17 protein-coding genes are annotated in these 22,522 nt (G+C 46.8%); 9 read left to right on the top strand and 8 right to left on the bottom strand.

The window, feature by feature from the left end; all coding sequences use genetic code 11:
* The first annotated feature begins 81 nt into the window (after window positions 1-81).
* The 3 genes from B4E62_RS06000 (at window position 82) to B4E62_RS05990 (ending at window position 3,142) form a co-directional block, all read left to right on the top strand.
* Window positions 82-1,647, top strand: a complete 1,566-nt coding sequence (locus tag B4E62_RS06000) for a sodium/sugar symporter (RefSeq protein WP_331351482.1) — start codon at window positions 82-84, stop codon at window positions 1,645-1,647.
* A gap of 101 nt (window positions 1,648-1,748) precedes the next feature.
* Window positions 1,749-2,630, top strand: a complete 882-nt coding sequence (locus tag B4E62_RS05995) for an SMP-30/gluconolactonase/LRE family protein (RefSeq protein WP_331351481.1) — start codon at window positions 1,749-1,751, stop codon at window positions 2,628-2,630.
* 17 nt (window positions 2,631-2,647) lie between these two features.
* Complete coding sequence (locus B4E62_RS05990; protein ID WP_331351480.1) at window positions 2,648-3,142, top strand: GNAT family N-acetyltransferase; 495 nt, start codon at window positions 2,648-2,650, stop codon at window positions 3,140-3,142.
* Between the two features lie 16 nt (window positions 3,143-3,158).
* Here the strand turns inward: B4E62_RS05990 and B4E62_RS05985 are convergent, their stop codons facing one another.
* Both B4E62_RS05985 and uxaC read right to left on the bottom strand, forming a co-directional pair.
* Entirely contained in the window at window positions 3,159-4,115 is a 957-nt protein-coding gene (locus tag B4E62_RS05985; RefSeq protein ID WP_331351479.1) for an AEC family transporter, read from the bottom strand.
* A gap of 82 nt (window positions 4,116-4,197) precedes the next feature.
* Window positions 4,198-5,613, bottom strand: a complete 1,416-nt coding sequence (gene uxaC / locus B4E62_RS05980; RefSeq protein ID WP_331351478.1) for a glucuronate isomerase — start codon at window positions 5,611-5,613, stop codon at window positions 4,198-4,200.
* Window positions 5,614-6,098: 485 nt separating this feature from the next.
* Here uxaC and B4E62_RS05975 point away from each other — a divergent pair, with 485 nt between their 5' ends.
* The 3 genes from B4E62_RS05975 to B4E62_RS05965 all read left to right on the top strand — a co-directional run bounded on the left by B4E62_RS05975 (window position 6,099) and on the right by B4E62_RS05965 (window position 10,236).
* The gene (locus tag B4E62_RS05975; RefSeq protein WP_331351477.1) at window positions 6,099-6,449 is read left to right on the top strand and encodes a pentapeptide repeat-containing protein; all 351 of its coding nucleotides are present in this window, start codon (window positions 6,099-6,101) and stop codon (window positions 6,447-6,449) included.
* Window positions 6,450-6,468: 19 nt separating this feature from the next.
* On the top strand, window positions 6,469-7,773 hold the full coding sequence (locus B4E62_RS05970) for a glycosyl hydrolase (protein WP_331351476.1): 1,305 nt from the start codon (window positions 6,469-6,471) through the stop codon (window positions 7,771-7,773).
* A 219-nt stretch (window positions 7,774-7,992) separates the two neighbouring features.
* Window positions 7,993-10,236, top strand: coding sequence for a glycoside hydrolase family 3 C-terminal domain-containing protein (locus B4E62_RS05965; RefSeq protein ID WP_331351475.1), 2,244 nt, complete (start codon window positions 7,993-7,995; stop codon window positions 10,234-10,236).
* Window positions 10,237-10,299: 63 nt separating this feature from the next.
* On the opposite strand, the gene B4E62_RS05960 is transcribed toward B4E62_RS05965, so the two are convergent.
* Window positions 10,300-10,848 (bottom strand): PEP-CTERM sorting domain-containing protein, encoded by a 549-nt coding sequence (locus B4E62_RS05960; protein ID WP_331351474.1) that lies wholly within the window; start codon window positions 10,846-10,848, stop codon window positions 10,300-10,302.
* A gap of 129 nt (window positions 10,849-10,977) precedes the next feature.
* Window positions 10,978-14,364 (bottom strand): glycosyl hydrolase, encoded by a 3,387-nt coding sequence (locus tag B4E62_RS05955; RefSeq protein ID WP_331351473.1) that lies wholly within the window; start codon window positions 14,362-14,364, stop codon window positions 10,978-10,980.
* Between the two features lie 294 nt (window positions 14,365-14,658).
* On the opposite strand from B4E62_RS05955, the gene B4E62_RS05950 reads away from it, so the two are divergent.
* Entirely contained in the window at window positions 14,659-15,120 is a 462-nt protein-coding gene (locus B4E62_RS05950; protein ID WP_331351472.1) for a GNAT family N-acetyltransferase, read from the top strand.
* A 62-nt stretch (window positions 15,121-15,182) separates the two neighbouring features.
* Window positions 15,183-15,734 carry a pyridoxamine 5'-phosphate oxidase family protein gene (locus B4E62_RS05945; RefSeq protein WP_331351471.1) on the top strand — a complete coding sequence of 184 codons (552 nt, stop codon included), beginning with the start codon at window positions 15,183-15,185 and terminating at the stop codon, window positions 15,732-15,734.
* 81 nt (window positions 15,735-15,815) lie between these two features.
* Here the strand turns inward: B4E62_RS05945 and B4E62_RS05940 are convergent, their stop codons facing one another.
* A complete protein-coding gene (locus tag B4E62_RS05940) occupies window positions 15,816-16,100 on the bottom strand; it encodes a transcriptional regulator (protein ID WP_331351470.1) in 285 nt (94 codons plus the stop codon).
* Window positions 16,100-16,573 (bottom strand): hypothetical protein, encoded by a 474-nt coding sequence (locus B4E62_RS05935; RefSeq protein ID WP_310075563.1) that lies wholly within the window; start codon window positions 16,571-16,573, stop codon window positions 16,100-16,102. The genes B4E62_RS05940 and B4E62_RS05935 overlap by 1 nt, the downstream gene beginning before the upstream one ends.
* Before the next feature lie 331 nt (window positions 16,574-16,904).
* On the opposite strand from B4E62_RS05935, the gene B4E62_RS05930 reads away from it, so the two are divergent.
* Window positions 16,905-17,921: a hypothetical protein gene (locus tag B4E62_RS05930; protein ID WP_331351469.1), complete on the top strand. Its 1,017-nt coding sequence runs from the start codon at window positions 16,905-16,907 to the stop codon at window positions 17,919-17,921.
* Between the two features lie 86 nt (window positions 17,922-18,007).
* On the opposite strand, the gene B4E62_RS05925 is transcribed toward B4E62_RS05930, so the two are convergent.
* Entirely contained in the window at window positions 18,008-18,925 is a 918-nt protein-coding gene (locus B4E62_RS05925; protein WP_331351468.1) for a response regulator, read from the bottom strand.
* A gap of 46 nt (window positions 18,926-18,971) precedes the next feature.
* Window positions 18,972-22,430, bottom strand: a complete 3,459-nt coding sequence (locus B4E62_RS05920; RefSeq protein WP_331351467.1) for an ATP-binding protein — start codon at window positions 22,428-22,430, stop codon at window positions 18,972-18,974.
* Window positions 22,431-22,522 lie beyond the last annotated feature (92 nt).

Below are 22,522 nucleotides of genomic sequence, written 5' to 3'. Positions count from 1 at the left end.
AATTTGGTTTGCCGCCATAAAAAGAAAATTTTTTAATAACAAAGTGCGCTCCCCATACGCACTACTACATAGAGGTCAATCATGATTTTAAATGGACTCGATATTGGGGTATTGATTGCTTATACCCTGATCCTGCTGTTTGTTGCTTACTGGGTATCGCGTGACGAAAAAGGTCACGAGAAAAATGCCAATGATTATTTTCTCGCGAGCAAATCCCTGCCTTGGTGGGCGATAGGTGCATCCTTAATTGCCGCTAATATTTCCGCTGAACAAATCATCGGTATGTCCGGCTCCGGTTATGTGATCGGTATGGGTATTGCGGCCTATGAGTTAATGGCAGCGATTACGCTGATTATTATCGCCAAATATTTCCTACCGATTTTCCTCGCCAAAGGCATCTACACTATGCCGCAGTTTTTGGAGAATCGTTACGATGGCCGCGTGCGCACAGTCATGGCCATTTTCTGGCTCGCGCTTTATACCTTTGTAAATTTAACGTCAGTACTTTACTTAGGCTCGCTGGCGATTTCACAATTCCTCGGTGTGGATATGCTTTACGGCATGATCTTCCTCGCCATTTTCTCCATGACCTATTCAATTTATGGCGGCCTTAAAGCCGTGGCCATGACTGATATTATTCAAGTGGCTTTGTTGGTATTAGGCGGCATCTTGGTGAGTTATTTGGCACTGAATCAAATTTCAGGTGGAACCGGCGTACTGTCGGGTTTCTCTACACTGTTAGAAAAAGCGCCGGAAAAATTTGACATGATTCTGTCTAAAGACAACCCCAGCTATGCAAACCTCCCTGGTATTTCGGTGTTGATCGGTGGCTTGTGGATTATGAATATCAGCTACTGGGGTTTTAACCAATACATCATTCAGCGTGCGCTCGCTGCAAAAAGTTTGCAAGAAGCGCAAAAAGGTATGACCTTTGCGGCCTACATTAAATTATTTGTTCCATTGATTGTAGTATTGCCTGGAATTTGCGCGGTAGTGCTTGCACCGGATTTGAGTAAGGCGGATCAGGCTTACCCGGAAATGATGAAATTGTTGCCACATGGTTTATTGGGAGTTGCCTTTGCTGCACTGGTCGCTGCAATTGCATCTTCACTCAGCTCCATGAGCAACAGCGTCTCCACTATCTTCACTATGGACATTTATAAAAAGTCCATTAACCCTGCAGCATCTGAACATAAATTGGTATTTATCGGGCGCGCTACAGCATTTGTCGCGATGATAATTGCAGTGCTATTGGCAAAACCTTTAGTGGGTAAATCAGAGCAGGCATTCCAGTTTATTCAGGAATTTACTGGCTTCTTTACCCCGGGTATTGTTGTGATTTTCTTGTTTGGTTTCTTCTGGAAAAAAGCAACCGCAAGTTCAGCATTAACGGCGGCGATTGCATCGGTCACTTTCTCCTGGTTGTTTAAAATTTACATTCCCGAAGTTCCGTTTATGGACCGTGTTGGTTTAGTCTTTATTCTCTGCTGTCTATTAGCGGTAATAGTGACCTATTTGGGCGGTGCAAAAGATCAACCAAATGCGGTTGACCTTAATGATGTGAGTTTCAAAACTACGTCAGGTTTTAATATCGGTGCTGTCGGTGTTGTGCTCATCCTCATCGCAATCTATGCCACCTGGTGGTAAGCTGCGCGACCACTGAAAACGGTTAAAAAACGCCCCTATTCAGGGGCGTTTTTTTTGCTAATGAAATTATTTCGTTATCCAACATTTGAAAAGTGAACGCTATGGCTACATTGACGCTTATCGATACAGTTCCCTGTGCAAACTTACTCGGTGAAGGTGTGCAGTGGAATCATCATGATGGCTGTTTTTGGTGGACGGATATTCCATCCTCCAGACTCTATCGGTACCGTATCAGCGATAAACAATTAAGTACTTGGGATATGCCCGAGCGTCTTTGCTGTTTTACCTTTGCTAAAAATGATGCACGTATTCTTGCTGCATTTGAATCGGGATTTGCGTGGTTTGATATCGCAAGCGGTGCAGTTGAGTGGATCGCAAAACCGGAAGAGGGAGTTGCTGGCAACCGTTCGAACGATGGCCGTTGTGATCGCCAGGGGCGTTTCTGGATGGGTACTACTGTGGAGCAAAAAAATACTCCTGAGCAAAGTGCCGCGCTTTATTGTTTGGATCAACAATTTTCTGTGAGCAAACATTTTAGCGGGTTGATGATTTCCAATGCGCTCTGCTGGAGCCCCGATTCACGCAAGTTATATCACGCCGATTCACCCACCCATAGTATTCGCGTTTATGATTTTGATGCGCAGACTGGCGAACTCTCTAATCCGGAAATTTTTGCACACACAGAAATTGGTGTGGAACCGGATGGTGCTTGTGTCGATGCTGAAGGATTTGTATGGAATGCGCAGTGGGGCGGTAGCCGTGTAGTTCGTTATGCGCCGGATGGCACTAAAAATTTGGTGTTGGATATGCCTGTCTCGCAAGCAACTTGCGTCGCATTCGGTGGGAACGATTTTAATTTGTTAGCCGTGACCAGCGCGCGAATTGGTTTAAGTGATGCGGCTATCACCCAGCAGCCGCAGGCGGGTAATTTGTTTATTTTCCAAACCGATTTTACTGGTTTACCTGAAGCCTGGTTTGGTTGAGTTAGCGGAGATTCATAATGGGTCAGCGACAAATCAATATTGTTCGTGTCGATTACGGTAATCCGCAGCATGGCAGTGATTTGGTATTGTTGCTCGACAGTTATGCTCGCGATCCTATGGGCGGTGGTGAACCACTCAGCCAATTTGTAAAAGATAATCTGGTTGCTGAACTATCAAAACGCGATTTTGGATTGTCGCTAATCGCCTATGTTGATAATCAACCTGCTGGATTGCTAAATGCATTCGAAGGCTTTTCGACATTTGCATGCAAACCATTATTCAACGTTCACGATATTGTTGTGCTGGAGGCATTTCGCGGCTTGCAGTTGAGCCAATTATTATTGCAAGAGCTTGAAAAAATCGCACGCGATAAAGGCTGCTGCAAAATTACGCTGGAAGTGTTGGAAGGGAATGTGATTGCCCAGCAGGCTTATCAAAAATCTGGATTTGCGGGTTATGAGTTGGATCCACAAATGGGAAAAGCGATGTTTTGGCAGAAAAAATTACTCTAATTTTTTCTGCGCAACATCAAACCCAATGCATTATTTGTAGCATCCATAGGCCTAATGTCACCGTTATTAGTGACCACAGTGTGCTTTGGGCAATTATATTAGCCGCTAATTCCCCGTTTCCTTTCATTGCTTGTACCATCACAAAACTGATCGTTGCGGTGGGAGATGCGGCCAATAAAAATAATACCGCAAGTGCATCGCCTCTTAGTCCTAAGCCAATAGCGATTGCGCAGGCAATCAATGGGGATAAAATCAATTTCCATACGCAGGCGCTTACCGCCGTCACATCCAGTCGGGTTAATCGCTCAATACTCAATGAACCGCCGATGCAAATTAACGCGAGTGGCAAAACCATTTGGCTCAAATATTCACCGCTATCCATTATTACGCCGGGTAGTGTGATGTGGAGAGCATTCACGGCGAAGCCCACAAAAATCGCAATAATTAACGGGTTTTTCGCTACGCCAATCAATGTCGGCATGAATGAATTGCTGGTGTGATGTAAACTGCGATTCAACACATAAACCGAAAGTACATTATAAAATACTACCGTCATAGCGACGGGTAGTGATGCTAACGCTAAGCCCTTTTCGCCGTAGGCATTGGCGCAAAAGGCCAAACCCAGAATCACCAAATTCCCGCGAAAAGCCCCTTGGATAAAAACCCCCTGGTCGCGCGCATCTTTGCAGTGCCAATGGGCAGTCAGCAAGCTGCCGATAAATACCAGCGCGGTCATCACACAAAATGCAATCAGTAAATTCCAATCGGTAACCTGGGAAATATTGGTTGTTGCACTGGTGATAAATAACATCACCGGCAAGCCAATGTTGTACACCAGCTGCGAGGCAGTTTTAATAAAATCGTCGTTGACCATGTTGCGTTTTTTCAGCCATATGCCGAGAAAAAGCATCACAAAAATGGGTGCAGTGATGTTGAAAGCGAATAAGAATGTATCGAGTGCGTTGTGCAGCAATTCTGCTTCTCAGTCTAAAGTAGAAAAAATAAAAGCCCGGCGAACCGGGCTATTTAAACTCGTGCAGATAATAACGCGGTGCTTAATCCGGCACTACAAACGGAAAATATTTTTTTGCGTTATTGAAGCTAATATCCTGAATCATCTTGCCAACCATTTTAGTGTCGTTAGGCACTAAACCCTTGGCCATATCGCGCCCTAAAATTCCACACAAAATGCGGCGGAAATATTCGTGGCGTGAATAGCTCAGGAAGCTGCGGCTGTCAGTCAACATACCAACAAAACGACTTAGCAATCCCAATTGGCTCAAGGCTTCGATCTGGCGAGTCATGCCTTCCATTTGGTCGAGGAACCACCAGCCGCTACCAAATTGGATTTTGCCTGCCGATGAACCGTCTTGGAAGTTGCCGATCATAGTGCCGATCACTTCGTTATCGCGTGGGTTCAGGTTGTAAATAATGGTTTTGGCGAGTTTGTTCTGGTCATCCAAACGGCCTAAAAACTTGGCCAAGGGTTTGGCGTAGTTGTGATCGCCAATGGAATCAAAACCTGTGTCAGCGCCCAGAGTACGGAACAGGCGCGGATTATTATTGCGGATCGCACCGATATGGAATTGTTGCACCCAGCCTTTGGCGTGATCCTGCAGTGCAAACTCCACCATCATCGCCGACTGGAATTTTTCAATTTCCTCTGCATCCAGATCTTTATGGCTGCGAATTTTCAGGAAAATCGTTTTGATTTCTTCTTGCGTGTAATCGGCTGCATACACAGTTTCCAAACCATGGTCTGACAAACGGCAGCCATTTGCGTGGAAATAATCGTGGCGGATATTGAGCGCTTTCATCAAATCGTCAAAGGTATTGATGTTCACGTCAGCCGCAATCGCCAGGCGATCCATATATTTATTAAAGGCTTCAGTGTTTTCTACCATCATCGCGCGGTCTGGGCGCCAGGTAGGTAGCATCGCGGATTTAAAAGATTTGTCAGCCGCCACTGTTTTGTGATGTTCGAGATCGTGAATCGGATCATCGGTAGTACACACCATTTTCACATTAGCTTGGGTCATCAAACCGCGCGCGCTGAATTCTGGAGTGGCGAGCAACTCGTTACATTCATCCCAGGTGCGTTTGGCATTACTGCTGTCGAGTAAACGGTCGGTAATACCGAAGGGTTTACGCAGTTCCAGATGGGTCCAATGGTAGAGCGGGTTGCGCAGGGTATAAGGCACAGTCGCAGCCCATTGCTCAAACTTTTCCCAATCACTGGCATCGCCAGTACAGAAACGTTCATTCACTCCGTTGGAGCGCATGGCGCGCCACTTGTAATGGTCGCCTGCCAACCACACTTCAGTAAGGTTTTTGAATTGCTTATTCTGGCCTACTTGTTCGGGGGGGAGATGGCAGTGGTAATCAATAATGGGCATGTGTTTGGCATACTCATGAAAGAGTATTTTCGCCTGCTCAGTGTCGAGCAAAAAGTCGTCGTGGATAAAGCTCATTCTCACAATTCCTCAATAATGCCGAAGCGACAGCGAACCCGCGTGAGGCTGTGCGATGGCAAGATAATTTTTTACGCTCAACGCATGTCTTTAGCATAGCCCGAAAAATGAGCAACTAAACCTTATGAAAGGGAGACTGGCTGAAGATTGTTATTCCAACAGGCGCTATACCTGATGGGATAAGTTTGACCGAGGATTGCCTGCCCAAAGGCTAGATTGATAAACAACAATAACCGTAAAAATTGGGCGTGCTGCTATGTTGCAGCTTGTACGCAAGTGTAACCTGCGCCACTTAAAATACCAACTGGACGAACTACGCTTTTAACACTCTAATTACACTTCTTAAACCCGAATGTAACCGTTTACAGTATAATGCTGGCGGTGCTGAAATCGGTTAAGCAAATCTGCGTTCCTGGGCTATAGTCAAAACTAATAATGCCCTGTGCATATTGTTGCAACTACTAGCCAGCCAAATGGAGCCCGCCATGACTAAACCTATCGTGCATCACAACCCTTATTACGAGTTATTGCGTTCAGAGCGAGTGGCTGAATTCAACCAGCGTAAAGCGCGCGGTGAAGTGAAGGATGGGATTCTACGTGGTGGCGATTTTCGCGGCCTGGATTTGCGTGAGCTGGATGCGAGTGGTCTGGATTTGCGCGATGCTTATTTTCGTGGCGCCGATTTACGTGGCATTGATTTTCGCACTACCCAATTAGAGGGAGCCAGTTTTTGTCAGGCACATATTTCCGGATGTTTTTTTCCGCGTGAAATTACGGCTGATGAATTGAGACTTTCATTTGATTTGGGGATACGTGTGCGATACCAGAATAATTAGCTATTTTCCCGAGGTAACAATGAAAATAATTTTTTCACCGGCATTCTTATCAGCGTGTGTGCGTAGTTTGATCGTGGCGGTGATGTTATTTGCAATAGTCGGCTGTAATGATAAAACAAACGATTCTGAGTCTGTTCCGGTAACAACTAGAGAATCAGTCGCAAGCGCTGCACAAAACACAGCTGCAATTGAAATCAGTATTGTCGATAAACAAGCTACCTTTGAAACCCGTTCGTTGTTTGCATTTATGCAGGCGCAGCGTAAACAATCGATTATGTTTGGCCATCAGCATGAAACCACGCAAGGCTTAACGATCACAACTACCGACGGTACGCAATCCGATACCTTTAACGCAGTCGGTGATTTTGCGGCGGTCTATGGCTGGGATACGCTCTCCATAGTCGCCCCTCAATCAGAGGGCGACGTGGTTGAGCAAATTAAAAAAGCTTATGCGCGCGGTGGCATCATCACTGTGAGTTCCCATTTTGACAATCCTATTACGGATAAACAAAAGGGCGTGTGGCCAGTAGGGACTTCCTGGGATAAAACTCCCGCAGTTGTTGCCGCTTTGCCGGGGGGTGAATTTAATTCAGTCTACAACGGTTATCTCGATCAACTCGCTGCCTGGGCTAATAGCCTTAAAGACGATAATGGAAAACATATTCCGGTTATTTTCCGCATACTGCACGAAAATACCGGCAGCTGGTTTTGGTGGGGGGCGGAACAATCTACGCCCGAGCAATATCAAAAACTGTATCAATACACGGTTGAATATCTGCGAGATACCAAAGGTGTACACAATTTTTTGTATGCTTATTCGCCGAATAATTTTCCAGAGGCAACTGAAGCCAATTATTTGGAGCGTTACCCCGGTGATGCCTATGTCGATGTGCTCGGATTTGATACCTATGGTGCCGCTGAAAATAATGCTGATTGGTTTAAAAATGTAGTGGATAACGCGGCCTTGGTGGCGCGTATGGCAGAAGCGCGTGGCAAGATTCCGGTGATTTCTGAAATTGGTATACGTGCCCCGGATATTGAAGCGGGTAAATACGATAACCAATGGTATCGCAAACTGATTGCCGGCTTAAAAGCTGACAAGGATGCGCGCAATATTTCCTTCCTGCTGACTTGGCGCAATGCCCCTGAAGGTGTGCCCGGGCCCGACGGTAAAAACGTACCTCACTATTGGGTACCAGCCAACCGCGAAGAAAATATCCAGAACGGCACATTGGATGATCTGCGTGAATTTTATAATGATGACTTCACCGCATTTAATCGCGATATTTCCGGTGTTTATACCATTGAAACCCGTGTGAAATAACTGATCGCTTTTTAATAGTAAAAACGGCCTTCATAGCAGGCCGTTTTTGTTTGTAGCAGGGTAAAATTCGGTTAATTTCCAGCGGCTATTTTGTTAGATGGTTAGTATCTGCGCGTTAAAATGATGCTCTTTTTCCAACTCCACTACAAACTTGCCGCCAGGCTATCAACATAACAATTAAAACCGCTCTCCCGGGTAAACACAGCAAGAGGCTCAAGCATGAAATTCTCCAAAAAACTCAGTGTCATCGCGATTGCATACGCTCTGGGCGCTATTCCATTTGTCACTGCACAAGATGCCAGCTCCAGTGCCCAGCCCTGGATGAAGACCGATCTCAGTGCCGCCGAGCGTACGCAATTAGTGCTCAAAGAAATGACGCTGGATGAAAAATTATCATTGGTTGTCGGTTATTTTGGCACTGATGCACCCTGGAAAAATTTTACCCGTCCAGTGGAGTCCCATCCACAATCTGCAGGTTTTGTCTATGGTGTTCCACGTTTGGGAATTCCTCATATTTGGCAAGCAGATGCCGGTGTTGGTGTGGCATCACAAGGTGGACCCAATGTGCGTGAACGCACTGCATTGCCATCGGGAATGAACACCGCGGCCACCTGGAATCCACAAGTGGGCTTTGAAGGTGGTGCAATGATCGGCTCCGAAGCGCGTACTTCGGGGTTTAATGTGTTACTTGCCGGTGGCGTCAATCTTGTGCGTGAACCGCGCAACGGCCGCAACTTTGAATACGGCGGTGAAGATCCACTACTCGCAGGCGTAATGGTGGGAACACAGATCAAAGGTGTGCAATCAAATAAAATTGTTTCTACGTTAAAACATTTTGCCTATAACGATCAGGAATCCGGTCGCTTTCATTTAAATGTCACTATCGATGAAGCGGCAGGCCGCATGTCGGATTTGCTCGCATTGCAGTTTGCTTACGAAATTGGCAACCCCGGATCGGTGATGTGTTCATACAATCGCGTTTATGGTGTATATGGTTGCGAGAGTGAGTATTTATTAAATGAAGTGCTGAAAAAAGATTGGGGCTTTAAAGGCTGGGTAATGTCGGATTGGGGCGCAACTCACAGCACAATTCCCGCTGCCAATAATGGTTTGGATCAGCAATCCGGTTTGCCCTTTGATCATGCTGCTTATTTCAAAGAACCGCTAAAAGAAGCAGTCACCAATGGCTGGGTAACGCAAGCGCGTTTGGATGATATGGCTGGGCGGGTATTACACGCTTTATTTGAACAGGGAGTAATGGATAACCCGGTTCCGCAAGCCAGCAATAATATCGATTTCAAAAAACACGGTTTGATCTCGCAAAAAGATGCGGAAGAAGGCATGGTGCTACTGCGCAATGAAAAGGTAAATGGCGCAACACTTTTACCACTTGCAAAAGAGTTGAAAAAAATTGCCATCATTGGTTCACATGCCAATGTTGGCGTACTTTCCGGTGGTGGCTCTTCACAAGTCTATCCAATTGGCGGCATGGCAGTTAAAGGTCTTGGTCCTAAAGTGTTTCCCGGTCCAATGGTCTATTACCCTTCATCACCCATGAAAGCCCTTGCGGTACGCTACCCAAATGCACGTATTAGTTTTGATGAAGGCACCAATCCACAAGCGGCTGCAAAATTGGCGGCGGAAAGTGATTTGACCATTGTGTTTGCAAATCAGTGGACAGCAGAATCGGTCGATGTACCTAATTTGTCGCTGCCCGATAATCAGGATGCACTCATCGCCAGCGTTGCAAAAGCCAATGCTAAAACGGTGGTGGTGTTGCAGACTGGTGGTGCGGTGTTAATGCCTTGGTTAAACGATGTAGGTGCGGTTGTAGAAGCTTGGTATCCAGGCACGAACGGTGGCGAAGCAATTGCACGGGTGTTGTCCGGTGAGGTCAATCCATCAGGTCATTTACCGATAACATTCCCCGCAGCGGAAAATCAATTGCCGCGGGCAATTGTCGATGGCAGTCTGAAAAAACCTGAGGAGCGTTTTGAAGTAAATTATTTCGAAGGCGCTGCGGTGGGTTATAAATGGTTTGAATTAAAAAACCATCAACCACTGTTTCCATTTGGTTTCGGTTTGTCTTACACCGATTTTGCCTACAGCGATTTAAAAGCCGATGTGAAAAACGGTCAGTTAAATGTCAGCTTCAGCGTAAAAAATACTGGCGCTATTGCCGGTAAAGATGTTGCACAGGTTTACGTTGCTCCAAAAAGTGCCAAGTGGGAAGCACCAAAACGTTTGGGGGCTTTCCAAAAGGTGGATTTAAAACCGGGTGAGTCTTCCAATGTAACAGTGACTGTTGACCCGCGTTTATTGGCTATGTACCAAAGCAAAGATAAAACCTGGAAGATCGCCAAAGGTGAATACGAGGTTATCCTCGCAAAATCCACCGCTGAACCACAAACTAGCGTGAAAGTGAAATTGCCAGCACGTAAATTGGATGTGAATGGTAAATAGTTTATTTGATTGCACTTTCTATAAAATAAGGCGGCAATGAGCCGCCTTATTTTTTATATACAATTATTTCCTTTGTGTCTTGCGCGCAAATACCAAGCCCAACAATCCCAATCCCAACAACATAATTGACGATGATTCAGGTACGTCAGAGATAATTGTATCGCGGACGTACCAGGTTTCGTAGACGTCATAGAGTGAACCTATATCGTAACCGTTGGTTAGTCTGCCCTCTGCAGCATCATTTAAATCGATGTGATTAAAGTTGCCCCAGTATTCAGGCGCGAAACGATAAACTGCGTGATCGCTGAAGCCAGCGACGGCATCTACCGTTGCACCGCCAATAATAAAATCTGTCCAATCGGGGCGTAAGTCCCATTCAGCTTGAGTGGCATAGCGCCAACCTTCTGCAGCGCGATATTCAGGAGCTTCAATATTGCCTGGACCCCACTCCTCAGTAGCGATAGGACCTGCATAAACCCAATCCAAACCATTGAAGTTCAGCAAAATATTTTCGTCGGGAATTACTGTGGATGCATCGATAATAACAGCGTTGGCTTGCGCTCCGAACAACAAGCCAGCAGTTAACGTCAGCATGGTAATCATTTTTTTCATGGTCAATCTCCGTGTATGAGTGTTGTAATTTATTTTTCGCTATACCGCAGCTGAGAATTCAACTGCGGTATTTTTCATGGATACCCGCATGCGTGGGTATGACGAAAATGCAAATTAACGTTTGGCTCTTTATATTTTGGTAATGCGCAACCAGTTAATACTCCAGCCGCCTTGCTGCGCATAAATGCCGAGGTTGTAAGTGCCGGCATTGATGGTGACAGTTTGGGTTACGGTGGTGAAGTTACCCCAATCACCCGTGGCGGGAATGCTGGCATTACCCAACACAATTGAACCGCCGTTTAGATCGAGTGACAGCAGTGAACCGGTTGGGCTGGCTACACGATATTCCACCAAATAATTTCCGGTAGTTGGGAATGTGATGTTGGTAAATGCCATCCAATCGCCTGCATCGATTGCACCAACCACTTGTCCGCCACCAACATCGCCAGTGCCAAATAATTCAAGGCCAGACATAAACGCATAGGTTTCTGCTTCTATATGTTGGCTGAATGCAGCTATTGAACTTGCACTTGATGAGCTGCTTGTCGGAGTGCTGGATGCAGCGCTTGATGAAGCAACAGAACCACTCACAACAAATTCAGCCCAGGGGGTATCCATTGCGCCGAGGGTTTGTGCAATCGTCATAAAATAACGCACGGTTGCACCAGCAGGTAAGCCGGTTAATTCGTAGGTATTGGAATTGTCTGCGTTGTGCACCATGCGAATATTTTGTTGACCACCACCATTGACGGTGAAATGGATATCCGCCCATGCCGCGTTGTTTGCAAAAAATTGCACACTGTCGGCGGCGATGACTGTGTGGCCATAATTTGCGTTGGCAACAGATGAACTTGATGCTTGTGATTGACTGGTCGCGCTGCTGGAAGCAACCGCATTGCTGGTTGCTGTTGAGCTGCTAGCGACTACAGCGCTGGTGGTTGCAACAGAGCTTAGCGCTGCCGAGCTGCTCGCTTTGGATGAAGTCACACTGTTGGTCACTGAACTGGCAAGGCTGCTCTTGGAGGAGCTGGTTGCCGGTGTGCAACTGGTAGATGTCGGCAAAGAATCCGGTGTTTCGCCTGTGCGTTTTACACGGAAACTTTTAGCGGGCACATTTAACGTCATACCATCTGAAAACACTACATACTGCGAACTGCAACCATAGTTGTACGCAATGTAAGTCATCAAACCATTTTTATTAAATGCGACAGCAGTAGGGCTGTTTGCGGTCAATGCACCTGTGCCTGTTGCCAAATGGCCTAATTGTTTGAGTGTGTAAACCCAGTGATATGTGTGCGCTTTGGTCTCACCTGCTTCAGGTACGTAGTTAAAACCATAGGTTTGCATATCATCGACAGCGGCCTGGCCGTCAGCCATTGCCCAAATATTCCACCAGACATCGCGCCATTGATCGTTGATCAAACCGGAAGGTTTGCCGTTGCTTGATTGGCTCATACCTAAATCGACATATTGATCGAGGTAATCAGCGTGTTGGCCAATGTGGAAAACCAATGGGCTCAGCGGCAGGCCTTGAATCCCCAGGATATGCGCGTAAGCACCGCTGAACCAGGTAGAAAATACATGGCCATTGCCCCAAATAATGGAGGTAGTCATTTTTGGATAAGCAGCATCAAAGTTATCGTAATCACCGCCTAAACCGCGGAAGCGATCCAGGTTATTCCAATATTCCCAATAAGCTGCAGTGGATGATGCATGTAAATAAATGCCGCGTTCAGTGAGTGCTCTGTTATTGGTGATTTGGCCGTACAACACCATTGCGCCGTAGGCATTGGCTGCTTCAGAAGTCGATTCGTTATTGTTGCCCAATACAAAGTTCGCATGGCCTGATGCCCAGGAGAATCCATAAGCCGGATCAAAATTGCGCAGGTAAGGGAACATGGCATCATCGCGCGGTGCGGCGTAATCGCGAATTAATAATTCCACCATGGGGCCGTAATTCGTTGCGCTACACCAGTTGGAATCAACACGGCAAATTTCTGCAGCGGCGCGGACAAAATAGCCGTAGTGGAAGTGGTGATCGTTTAATTGTTGTTGTGAACCGAATGATTCATCGTAGCCAAGCAAGGTATCCCAGTTGCTGTCGTAGGAAAAATATTTGGTGGTATCGACACTGCCGTTGGTATTCGCGCGGAACCAATCTTGCAATTCACCTTTGAGCCAATTGATCAGTTGATCTGCTTCTGCTGTCATGCCAATTGAGCGGGCAATTGCAGCGAGTTCGGCAACCTTGCCGTAATTTTTACCCGCCCAGTAGGTATCGGTCATATTGTTCCAACCGGCTGGGCCTTGGTTTACAAATTCAGTGACAAACGCTTTTAATTGGTTTGCATCGTAATCACCAATATTTTCTGGCAAATAAGGCAGCACACCCACGAATGGAATCGTGTAGCTAAAGCCATTGGTTGCTGCAAATTTTGTTACGCCGCGCGCGCTGCGCACTTTGTAATTGCTTACCGCTTGCGTAGAATTTTTCCATGCCATTGGCAACATGCCCGCCATAGTGGTTACGGGGGTGCCATTGAATTGGAATTTATGGGTCACAGTCACTTTGCTAGTGGTGCGGTTTACGGCGTAAGTGATATTCACTTTATCCACGCGCTGTGCAGCGTATTGTGCAAAATCCTGAATCATTGCTGCAGACGGCGTGCCGGATACTTGCGGCAGCAACGTGACTGTCATACGTTTGCTGGTATTGTTGATGCCGATAGTCGCCGTATTGATATTGCTAAAGGTGGTTGCATCGTGACCGGTGATCAGGAAATTGTTGTAGTTGCCCGCAACGCTGGTCCATACACCCAGAGAGTTTCCTTGCTGGTAAAAAATCCCTTTTTCTCCGCCATCAGCGGCCTTGGTGCGCAACTGCAAGTTACCTTTGAGTGCAGTGAAATAGGCATAGGGCGAACCGTGCACAAAGGTTGCTTCCATCACCGGCGTACTGCCGCTGTTCCACTGCACAGTCACTGAGCCATCGCTGTAATCTTTCAGGTAGGCTTCGAGGTTGGTGTAATCGGTATTGGCAATGGCGATACCATCAAACACTTCATTGAATGGATCGGGAATGGAATACTGTGTTGCCGTGGGATTGGTACGCAGGCCGCCGGGAATGCCCATAATGCGCACGCCGCGATCAGTTATGCGCGCAGTCATAGGATCGGGCGTAATGTAGCCGGCGCCGTTAGGATCGCCCACTTTCATTTCGCCCATAAACGAAATCGAACCCCACCAGCGATGAGTCATGGTGTGTTTGGCGGTTGCAGGAGCCACTTTTTGTGGATAGATGGCCGTGGGTGCGCCAATCGGGCTGCAACTGCTAACGCCCGGCTTGACGATGCCCGCGTTGTAAATCCAGTTACCATGATCAACCGCACATTTGTAACCGGCGGGGTTGGCGGCGTCGGTAATATTACCGGCACCGTAGGAGGTTATTGTTGCTGAGCAGACAGGTGCGAGTGCGACTGCCCCCCAGATGAGTAAGGCATTCTTTAACTGTTTCATGATATGTCCCATTTTATTGTTAGATTCTGGTGCGCTTGGTGCTCGCCCGGCAGGCGAGCCTTGTCCGACGCGCCACCCTAGTCCAAGGTGTCAGTTAAATCGTCCCAAGTTGAAAATAAACCCAATGTGGGAGGGTTCACTTTATGGAATATAAAGAGTGAAACACCTTTATCTAAGAAATAAGACTGAGAAAATTTTTGCTTATTCACTCGTGTTGTAGCGCACGTCGCCACTTATATAGATGCACTCATTCGGTGGATAATGTTGGCTCTTGAGCAACCAAGATGAAACTGCATGAAAATTATCAATCTAGCTTCTGCCCCAGAACATATTCCCACTATCGCCGCGTGGCATCATGCGCAGTGGGGCTATTTAAATCCGGGCGGGACTTTGGAATCACGCATCGAGCGCATGCAGCGCTTTTTAAAAGGCGCGCCTATACCCGCGATGTATATCTGTGTGGATGGCGAACACTTGGTGGGTACTGCTGCGTTGGTGGAGAGCGATATGGATAGTCACCCCGAGCTATCGCCCTGGCTCGCGAGCGTCTATGTGAGGCCGGATTGCCGCAAGCGCGGGGTGGGTGCGGCATTGGTGAAGCATATTGTTAGTCAGGCCAAAGCACTCGGTTTCAGCCCGCTTTATCTCTTTACTCCAGACCAAGCCAAATTCTATCGCGAGCTGGGTTGGCAGTTTATCGCGCAGGAGTCGTATCGCGGTGGCGAGGCGACGTTGATGAAGATAGATCCACTTTGACAACAATAGCGCGGCTGGTGACTTATCAATCAGCTGCTTATTAATAAACAAGGAGTTGAACAATGGGAAAGCGTTATTCAGAAATGACTGCAGACATTCAGGAATTTATTGCTCGACAAAAATTATTTTTTGTCGGCACTGCCACCGAAGACAGCCGGGTCAATATTTCTCCCAAGGGAATGGATTCACTGCGCGTACTCGATAGCAACCGCGTTATCTGGCTCAATGTCACCGGCAGCGGCAATGAAACCGCCGCGCACCTGCAAACCCATCCACGTATGACGATTATGTTCGCTGCCTTTGAAGGTGCGCCTATGATTTTGCGTCTATATAGCAATGCGCGGGCGATTCATCATGGCGATGCGGAGTGGAATGAACTCTACAGTCACTTTGCAGTAACTCCCGGCGCGCGCCAGATTTTTGATCTGCAAGTTGACTTGGTGCAAACTTCCTGCGGGATGGCAGTGCCTTTTTTTGATTATGTCACTGAACGCGAGCAATTAACCAACTGGGCGATAAATAAAGGCCAGGAGGGAATTAAAGCTTATTGGAAAGAAAAAAATCAGCTGAGTTTGGATGGGAAGGCGACGGGTATTGTGGAGAAAATGTCGTAACACCATTGGTGTGCCGTCAGTATGTAGGTTGGGTCGGGCCGCGTAGGCAGCTATCCCCAACACTACACACTATCAATTTTATCACCCCACAATTTCCTTCAATGCTTCTACATGCCCTGCAAAAGCCTTGCGTCCTTTAGATGAGAGTGACAACCAGGTTCTCTGCCTTCCATCGCTGGTCTTTTTGTTAATAACCACATAATCCGCATCGACAAGTGACTTAATGTGTTTGGAAAGTACAGAGTCGCTCACGCCCAATTGTTCGCATAGGGTTACAAATTCCAGTGATGCGACCGGTGCGAGAAGCGCGCATATTTTTAAACGGTTGGGCGCGTGGATCAATTCATCAAAACAAGCGGTAGCCATTAATTTTTCTCCCTTTCTTTTACATTCCATCGCAGACCAAAATGTAGGCCGTAAGCAAGAATCAGTGTATTGAATATACCCGCTATAACCGGAAATAAGAGGGAGCCTGTTTGCAGGTAAGTCACGCGGGATGACACAAGCAATGTGCAAATAAGAATGGCGGAAATAATCCCTGTTTTTGTTATGTTTACATCAACAATCTTTATGTCTATGCCTTTTACGTGCAGAGTAATAATCCATGAGGCAATACAGATGCAGCAAACAATATAGGAGCCCCATTGGATGCTAATCCACAGGTCATTGCTAATCATCAGTCCCATAGCAGCAGTTTTTATGCCCAAAGAGACTGCGCACAGAAGTATTAACCATAACGGCGGCCGCATACTATTAACGGCGATTTTGTTAACCATTGCTAATGATTCAAGTGCTGCTCTTGCATCGTCAGCGGTAATGGGGTGGTCGGTAGTATTCATCGTTTAGCTCCCTTTAGTTTCCGTTTCGGAAACTAATATAACATTGACTTTCCGTTTCGGAAAGTTGTTTTTTTCGTTGCGGAAAGTGATGGTCATCTTACCGCTGCGCCACAGACTGCTTTTTAAAATGTTTGTTATTTTCTTGTATTGATCGCGATTTCTATGATCAATGGTCATTGATACGCCAAATGTAAAAATATCACTAGGTCGTTTCGTATTTACTCACATACGTGAAATATCGGGATTGATATGTTGATGTTGGCTAGAGGTCGCTTGTGATCAGAAGATGTCTCTAGAATTCACTTAACCGTTAGGAATCAAGGAGAAAGATATGCCAACTGCACTCAGACTTAGACCGTTAATTGCGGAAACTACTTTCAATGTATTTAAGCCACGCAGTGTTATTTTGTGGTCGCATAAAAAAATAAACGAAAAACGAGAACAAAACTCATGGTTGGGGCAAGCCACATCTGCCATCTTGCCTGCACCAGTGCGCGCAGGTTGGTACCAGCACTATGAGAAGGGTTCCATCTATTATTCAGATGCTGGCGCTTGTGTTATTTATGGCCTTATTCGCGATAAATGGGCTTCAATGGGGTGGGAGAACGGATTTTTAGGGTTTCCTGTTACAGATGAGCTAGGCGCAAACGATGGTGTTGGGCGCTTCAATCATTTCGAAGGAGGATCGATTTATTGGACCCCCGAGACTGGTGCACACGAAATACATGGTGATATTCGGCAAAAATGGTTTGACCTGGGTGCCGAGCAAGCAGGATTAGGCTATCCCATTTCTGACGAAGTTGACGTGAGTCAGGGACGTGCAAGCAATTTTCAGCATGGGCAAATAGCCTGGTCTCCTTCAGCGGGTGCGGCTGTATCGTCATTCATTCGGTCTGCGCCAGCGGGTGGAGTCAGACCTCAGGATCATGGTCATGCGGGAGTTACCAGCGTAAGGCGACGTGTTGTCGTTAGCGCGCATATGGATCTCACTGATCATGAAACTTTTGAGGCCAACGAGCATGGCAGTGGAGATAAGCAGGGCCAAGCGACTGTTACAAGTGACATGCCACAAGAAACAATTTTTATGGAAGTTGTCGCGGGCGATGAAATGCGAGTTGAACTTAGATTAAATGCGCAGGCAATGATTAGTGGCGATGTAATGATGACTGGCACACTACGCCTTTATGAAGGAACAGATGATAGAACTTCCGATCTGGATGGTGAGGAACCGCTCAGTTTTATTGTCGTGCGCGACCAATTTACCGCGAAAAGCTTTGTGGTAAATAATGAGGACGAAGGTGACGATTTTGCTAATGTCATTATCAATATTAGTAACTTTGCTGTTTGATTTGAATAAAAATAGAATGTGTTGGGTTTAGTTATCATCACATTCTATTTTCTATCATCAGAATAGGTTTCCACATAACTTTTGTGTCATCCTCGCGCCAAACACTTAATCGCCACCGCTGCCGCCGACGTTCGATTTTCCACGCCCAGTTTTTTAAAGATCTGTTCCAAATGTTTATTCACCGTACGCGGACTCATCTCCAAAATCTGGCCGATTTCTCGGTTGGTTTTGCCGTTGGCGATCCATAACAATACGTCGGCTTCGCGGCCGGTTACTGAAAATTGTTGTTTGAGGGATTGGGTGTCGTCAGCGGGTTTGTGAGGGTTAGTCAGGCGTAGTAAATATTCTTTGCCGTCGATTAAATTCAACATTTCCACGCTGAGTTCTTGCGTCACTTGTTGTAGTGGCAGTTGTCGCCCGGTTTCGGGTTTGTGGCTGATCCACTCGCGCAACTGCTGGCTAATGGTGTGGGTGAGGGCGATGGAATCTGCAGTGGCGCCGGCACCGTCCAACAATTGATAAACCTGTGGTGTGGCCCATACTAGTTGCCCGTGTAAATCGATGGTTAATAAATATTGCCCTGCAGTATCCAGGGCAGCACGTGCACTTTGGGTGATGCGTGCGTTGGCGAGGTGCACACGCATGCGCGCAATCAATTCGTCCGGGTTAATCGGTTTAGTTACATAATCCACACCGCCTGCATTCAAACCCATTACCACATGCTCAGTGTCGCTAAGGCCAGTCATAAAAATAATCGGTACATCGGCGAGCTGCGGGTTGAGTTTTAATTGGCGGCAGGTTTCAAAGCCATCCATGTTCGGCATTATGGCGTCGAGCAAAATAATATCCGGGCGAATATTTTTAGTGATGGTCAGTGCCTGCGCGCCTTCCAGTGCGACTAATACGGTGAAGTGCGATTCTTCCAATACATCGTTAAGCATATGAATACTGTCGATAGCATCATCTACCACCAATACGACTTGCGACTGGGTCTTAGTGTTCATTGCAATTTACTCTTTGTTTTAACGAATTTATGATCTTCAAATATAACTACTGGTCTTGAGTCACTTCTGTATCTTGTTCTTCAGCAATCTCTGCATCTACTAAAGCTAAAATTTTTTCAAACTGGAAATTGCCAGTGAGCTTTTTTAATTCCTGAATAAATACCGGATGGGCTGTACCGGATTTTTCAAGCTCCTGGATTTTGTCTTGCAACCCCTTTTTGTGGCCTATAGCTGCGAGATGAGCAATATCGTCCAGATGATTATCGGCCGGTAATTCCAGCGCTCCGATAAGCTGTGATGCAGGTGCGGCGCTTTCCTGTTTTTCGTAACACCACACCAGGTTCAATAAACGGCCAATATGATCCAGTAATAAATTGATGCGCACTGGTTTAATCACGTAGGCATCATGTAGCGGTGTAACTTCAGTATTATCATGCGCAGGTAAATCCTTGCCTTCACTGGCATCTGCAGAAACCATAATAATGGGTGAGTGGTAACCCGCTTCACGCAATTGTTTTGCCAACTGCCAACCATTTATGCCGGGCATGGAGACGTCGAGCATAATTAAATCCGGGCTGCGGTTGTTGTCTATTTCCTGCATTAGCCGATCAAGCGCAAGCAGGGGATTATCCAGTTCTATAATTTCGAAACCGAGCGGTGCCAACATGGCGCGCATCAGTTGGCGGTGCGATGCTTCATCGTCAACCAGCATGAGAGTCCGCACTGTGCCTTTGTAACCGTAAATAGTTTGCACCGGTGCGGTGATAAATTCGGGGTGGGGCTTGCTGATGCTGGCGAGCATTAAGCTCGCTTTAAAGGTGCTGCCAACGCCGGGTGTGCTGGTGACGGCGATATCGCCACCCATAATTTCACTGAGCAAGCGGGTAATCGTTAATCCCAATCCGGTTCCCGTTGCAGTAGAACCTGCGCGGCGCACGCGTTCAAAGGGGCGAAAAATACGCTCGATGTTTTCCGGTGCAATGCCTTCACCGGTATCAGTAATCGTAAATTCAGCGACCTGACTGCGATAGCGCAGTTTAAACACCACACTACCTTTGTCAGTGTATTTAATGGCGTTGGATAATAAATTAATTAAAATCTGGCGCAGGCGTTTTTCATCGGTGCGCACAAATTCCGGCAGTCGGTCTTTGCATTCGTAAATAAAGATCAAGCCTTTGGCTTCCGCTTGTAAACGGAACATATGAACCAGCTGTTCCATTAATACCGCAATGCGCACTTGGTCTTGATGCAAATCCAATCGTCCAGCTTCGATTTTGGAAATATCCAACAGACCCTCAATCAAATCCGCAAGATGTTCGCCGCTGCGGCGGATGACACCCAACGCGTCTTTGCGATGCGCTGGCATGCTCGGATCTTTTTCCAATAATTGTGCATAACCCAGTACGGCATTTAGCGGTGAGCGCAGTTCATGGCTAATTCCGGTGAGGTAGCGGCTTTTGGCCTGATTGGCCGCCTCTGCTTCTTCTTTAGCGGTTTGCAGTGCGCGGTCGGTGCGTTCATGTGCTTCAATTTCTTCCATAAGCAAGCGTGTCTGCCGTTGCGATTCTTCCTGTGCAACAACACGGCTTTCATGGGCCAATACAAATAACCAGCTGACTACGCCGGTAATAATCACTAACAGGAAAAATACTTTCCACAATGTTGCTTCTAATAATGCTGCTGTCTCTGGTGCATCGATCGGCGTTTGGAAATAAATGAGTGAGAGAAGAATCGCCGAGAGCCCGTTAATAAATAGCACAAGGACTACAAAATGCCCCACACGCGAATTGATATTGGTGGTAATCGACTTAGGTAAAAATACCTTAAAGAAATTGCTCAGCTGCGTGGAATAATTAGCGCCCGGTTTACAGTAATCGTGACAGCGTGCATCAAGCGAGCAACATAACGAGCAGATGTGTCCAGCGTAAGCGGGGCAGTAGGTGATATCTTCAGTTTCAAATTTATGTTCGCAAATACAGCAGGAAATCGTAGCGTGAGTACCTTCGCTGTGATCGGCATCTTTCATCACATTAACGACCGGACGGGCAAGGTAATATCGCCCACCAGTGGCAAATGCAATCAGTGGTGCACAGATAAGTGCAAGGCCCAGCGCGATAAAATGTGAAAGCGCCTGTGCAATATTACCGAGGATTCCCGTATGGCAAACAATGCCGGCAATCGAAGCAATCAACATTGAACCCACGCCCACAGGATTAATATCGAATAAGTGCGCGCGTTTGAATTCAATGTGTTTCGGGCTTAGGCCGAGCGGTTTGTTAATCACGAGATCGGCCACCAGCGAACCCAACCAAGCCACGGCGACTATCCCATAAAAACCTAGCGTTTGTTCCAATGCGCGATAAACGCCAAGCTCCATCAGCAGCAATGCAATCGCCACATTAAATACCAGCCACACCACGCGACCGGGGTGGCTGTGGGTTAAACGCGAGAAAAAATTCGACCAGGCAATTGAACCGGCATAGGCATTGGTTACATTAATTTTGAGCTGGCTCAAAATGACAAAAATACCCGCGACCGATAAAGCCACTTCCGGCGAGCTGGCGATATAACTAAACGCCACCATATACATCCGTGTTGGATCGGCAGCTTCTTCGATACCAATACCGTGATTTAATGTGAGTACGGCGAGAAACGAACCGGCGAGAATTTTTATCGCACCTATTACAATCCAGCCAGGTCCACCAGCAATCAGTGCAGCCCACCAGCGCAAGCGCGCATTGGGTTTTGGTTCGGGCAAAAAGCGTAAAAAATCCACCTGCTCGCCGATTTGTGCAATCAACGAAAAAATAACGGCGGAGGCTGCACCAAATAATAAAATATTAATGCCTTCATCTTGTGCTTCTTGTGCTTGCATCCCGCCCGAAAATTCTGTCCAACTTTCTACCGCGCTGGCATCGGCATAGATAATAAAAACAAACGGCAATAACTGCAGAATAATCCACAGTGGTTGGCTCCATAATTGGAACCGGCTGATAAAGGTAATGCCGTGGGTTACCAGTGGGATTATCGCCAATGAACTGATTAAGTATCCCCATGCGAGCGGGATTCCAAATAATAAATCCAAAGCCATCGCCATAATGGCAGCTTCGAGCGCGAAAAAAATAAACGTGAAGGATGCGTAAATCAGCGAAGTGATAGTTGAACCGATATAACCAAAACCTGCGCCGCGTGTGAGCAGGTCGATATCCACACCGTATTTGGCAGCGTAGTAGCTGATGGGAATGGCGGTGAGAAAAATAATCAAGCTCACCGCCATAATCGCGGCGACTGCATTGTTAAAGCCATAGTGCAAGGTAATTGCACCGCCTATGGCTTCCAATGCAAGAAACGAAATAGCGCCCAGCGCTGTGGTTGCTACCCGTGCAGCAGACCAGCGCCGTGCGCTTTTGGCAGTGAAGCGCAGCGCGTAATCTTCCAGTGTCTGGTTGGCAACCCACTGGTTGTAATTACGCCGCACGCGAAATATATGCTGCTTGGCAGTCATGGTTTACCCGTTAAACAGTCTGTTCGTCCGGGAACGTCTCGTCGATTAAGTGAGTGGTTTTATCAGCGCTTTATGTTGTGCGCTTTATTTGT

The organism is Cellvibrio sp. UBA7671, assembly GCA_002483145.1.
GTDB classification, from domain to species: domain Bacteria; phylum Pseudomonadota; class Gammaproteobacteria; order Pseudomonadales; family Cellvibrionaceae; genus Cellvibrio; species Cellvibrio fibrivorans.
This window is presented reverse-complemented; position numbering and strand designations above follow the sequence as displayed.

Bases quoted from the DNA above. Each gene is read 5' to 3' on its own strand.
- B4E62_RS06000 (WP_331351482.1), top strand. From the start codon at position 82: ATGATTTTAAATGGACTCGATATTGGGGTATTGATTGCTTATACCCTG.
- B4E62_RS05995 (WP_331351481.1), top strand. From the start codon at position 1,749: ATGGCTACATTGACGCTTATCGATACAGTTCCCTGTGCAAACTTACTC.
- B4E62_RS05990 (WP_331351480.1), top strand. From the start codon at position 2,648: ATGGGTCAGCGACAAATCAATATTGTTCGTGTCGATTACGGTAATCCG.
- uxaC (WP_331351478.1), bottom strand. From the start codon at position 5,613: ATGAGCTTTATCCACGACGACTTTTTGCTCGACACTGAGCAGGCGAAA.
- B4E62_RS05975 (WP_331351477.1), top strand. From the start codon at position 6,099: ATGACTAAACCTATCGTGCATCACAACCCTTATTACGAGTTATTGCGT.
- B4E62_RS05970 (WP_331351476.1), top strand. From the start codon at position 6,469: ATGAAAATAATTTTTTCACCGGCATTCTTATCAGCGTGTGTGCGTAGT.
- B4E62_RS05965 (WP_331351475.1), top strand. From the start codon at position 7,993: ATGAAATTCTCCAAAAAACTCAGTGTCATCGCGATTGCATACGCTCTG.
- B4E62_RS05960 (WP_331351474.1), bottom strand. From the start codon at position 10,848: ATGAAAAAAATGATTACCATGCTGACGTTAACTGCTGGCTTGTTGTTC.
- B4E62_RS05955 (WP_331351473.1), bottom strand. From the start codon at position 14,364: ATGAAACAGTTAAAGAATGCCTTACTCATCTGGGGGGCAGTCGCACTC.
- B4E62_RS05950 (WP_331351472.1), top strand. From the start codon at position 14,659: ATGAAAATTATCAATCTAGCTTCTGCCCCAGAACATATTCCCACTATC.
- B4E62_RS05945 (WP_331351471.1), top strand. From the start codon at position 15,183: ATGGGAAAGCGTTATTCAGAAATGACTGCAGACATTCAGGAATTTATT.
- B4E62_RS05940 (WP_331351470.1), bottom strand. From the start codon at position 16,100: ATGGCTACCGCTTGTTTTGATGAATTGATCCACGCGCCCAACCGTTTA.
- B4E62_RS05935 (WP_310075563.1), bottom strand. From the start codon at position 16,573: ATGAATACTACCGACCACCCCATTACCGCTGACGATGCAAGAGCAGCA.
- B4E62_RS05930 (WP_331351469.1), top strand. From the start codon at position 16,905: ATGCCAACTGCACTCAGACTTAGACCGTTAATTGCGGAAACTACTTTC.
- B4E62_RS05925 (WP_331351468.1), bottom strand. From the start codon at position 18,925: ATGAACACTAAGACCCAGTCGCAAGTCGTATTGGTGGTAGATGATGCT.
- B4E62_RS05920 (WP_331351467.1), bottom strand. From the start codon at position 22,430: ATGACTGCCAAGCAGCATATATTTCGCGTGCGGCGTAATTACAACCAG.